Source organism: Jiangella ureilytica (assembly GCF_004348545.1).
In the GTDB taxonomy this organism is placed as follows: Bacteria; Actinomycetota; Actinomycetes; order Jiangellales; family Jiangellaceae; genus Jiangella; species Jiangella ureilytica.
The window spans coordinates 1-1,775 of record NZ_SMKL01000150.1 but is presented as its reverse complement, the minus strand read 5'-3'; the positions used below and the strand labels follow the sequence as shown (position 1 = coordinate 1,775).

Sequence of the window (1,775 nt, the reverse complement as noted above, 5' to 3'; positions counted from 1 at the left end):
GTCATGGGCGGGCGGGGCGGCGCCGGCGCATCGGTGCTGGCCACCGGCCTCGCGGTGACGGCGAGCAGGAACGGGCTGGCGGTCATCCTGGCCGACCTCGATCCGCTCGGCGGCGGCCTCGACCTCGTGCTCGGCGCCGAGGACGTCACGGGGCTGCGCTGGCCCGACCTCGCCGACAGCAAGGGCCGGCTCGGCGCCCGGGCGCTGCAGTCCGAGCTGCCCGGACGGCACGGGCTGGCGGTCCTCTCGTGGGATCGCGGCGACCTGCTGACGCTCGCGCCCGACGCCGCCGGCGCCGTGCTGGCCGCCGCCCGGCGGGCCTGCGACCTGGTGGTGCTCGACCTTCCTCGCTGGCCCGATCCTGCGGCCGAGCAGGCGATCGGGCTGTGCTCGTCGGTGCTGCTGGTCGTGCCGGCCGAGGTCCGGGCGGTCGCGGCGGCGGCCCGGGTCGCGGTCGGGCTCACGACGCTCGCGGCCGACGTCCGGGTGGTCACGCGCGGGCCGTCGTCGTCCGGGCTGAGCGGACCCGATGTCGCCGCCGCGCTCGGGCTGCCGCTCGGGGCGCACCTGGCGGCCGAGCCGCGACTGGCCGGGCAACTCGACCGCGGCGAACCGCCCGGCCTCGACGACAAGGGACCTCTCGTCCAGGGCTGCGGCAGGCTCCTCGACACACTGCTGCGCGAGCACCGGGTGGCCGGCTGATGGGCCTGCTCCGGGACGAGGTGGTGTGGTGGTGAGGCTGGACGACGCGCTGCTCGACCGGATCCGTTCCGCGCTGGCCCTGGCCGCCGAGGCGCCCACACCCGCGCGGGTCGCCGCGCTGCTCCGGGCCGAGGGCGCGGTTCTGGGCGACGCCGCCGTGCTCGAGGTCACCGAGGCGCTGCGGGCCGAGATCACCGGCGCCGGCCCGCTCGACCCGCTCCTGCGGCGGCCCGGCGTCACCGACGTCCTGGTCAACTCGCCGGACGAGGTCTGGATCGACGACGGCGACGGCTTGCGCCGCGAGCCGGTGCGGTTCCGCGACGAGCCGGCCGTGCGGCGGCTCGCGGTCCGGCTGGCGGCCTCGGCGGGCCGGCGCCTCGACGACGCCATCCCGTACGTCGACGCCCGGCTGGCCGGTGGGGTCCGGCTGCACGCGGTCGTGCCGCCCATCGCCCCCGGGGGAACGGTGATCTCGCTGCGGGTCCCCTCCGGCCGCGCCATGCGCCTGGCCGACCTGGTGGCCGCCGGCACCGTGCCCGCACCGCTCGAACCCTGGCTGAGGGCGCTGGTCCGGGCCCGGCTGGCGTTCCTGGTCACCGGGGGCACGGGCTGCGGCAAGACGACGGTGCTCGGGGCGCTACTGGGCATGTGCGACTCACGCGAGCGCATGGTGCTGGTCGAGGACGCCGGCGAACTGCGCCCCGACCATCCGCACGTCGTCCGCCTCGAGGCCCGGGCGGCCAATGTCGAGGGCGCCGGCCGCATCGGGCTCGACGTCCTCGTCCGGCAGGCGCTGCGCATGCGGCCCGACCGGATCGTCGTCGGCGAGGTCCGCGGCGCCGAGGTGGTCGACCTGCTGGCGGCGCTCAACACCGGCCACGAGGGCGGCTGCGGCACGCTCCACGCCAACTCGACGGCCGACGTCCCGGCTCGGCTCGAGGCGCTCGGCCTGGCCGCCGGACTCCACCGCGACGCGGTCCACGCCCAGACCCGGGCCGCCCTCGACGCCGTGATCCACGTCGTGCGTGACGACTCCGGCCGGCGCCGGGTCGCCCAGGTCGACGTGGTGGGGG

General features: G+C 77.7%; 2 protein-coding genes. Both read left to right on the top strand.

The genetic code is table 11. The annotated features are described in order from the left end of the window. Positions 1–702: septum site-determining protein Ssd (gene ssd, locus E1212_RS29065; RefSeq protein ID WP_338033814.1), on the top strand; the 702-nt coding region annotated here is incomplete at its 5' end. A 31-nt stretch (positions 703–733) separates the two neighbouring features. Then, positions 734–1,775: TadA family conjugal transfer-associated ATPase (locus E1212_RS29060; RefSeq protein ID WP_131989022.1), on the top strand; the 1,042-nt coding region annotated here is incomplete at its 3' end.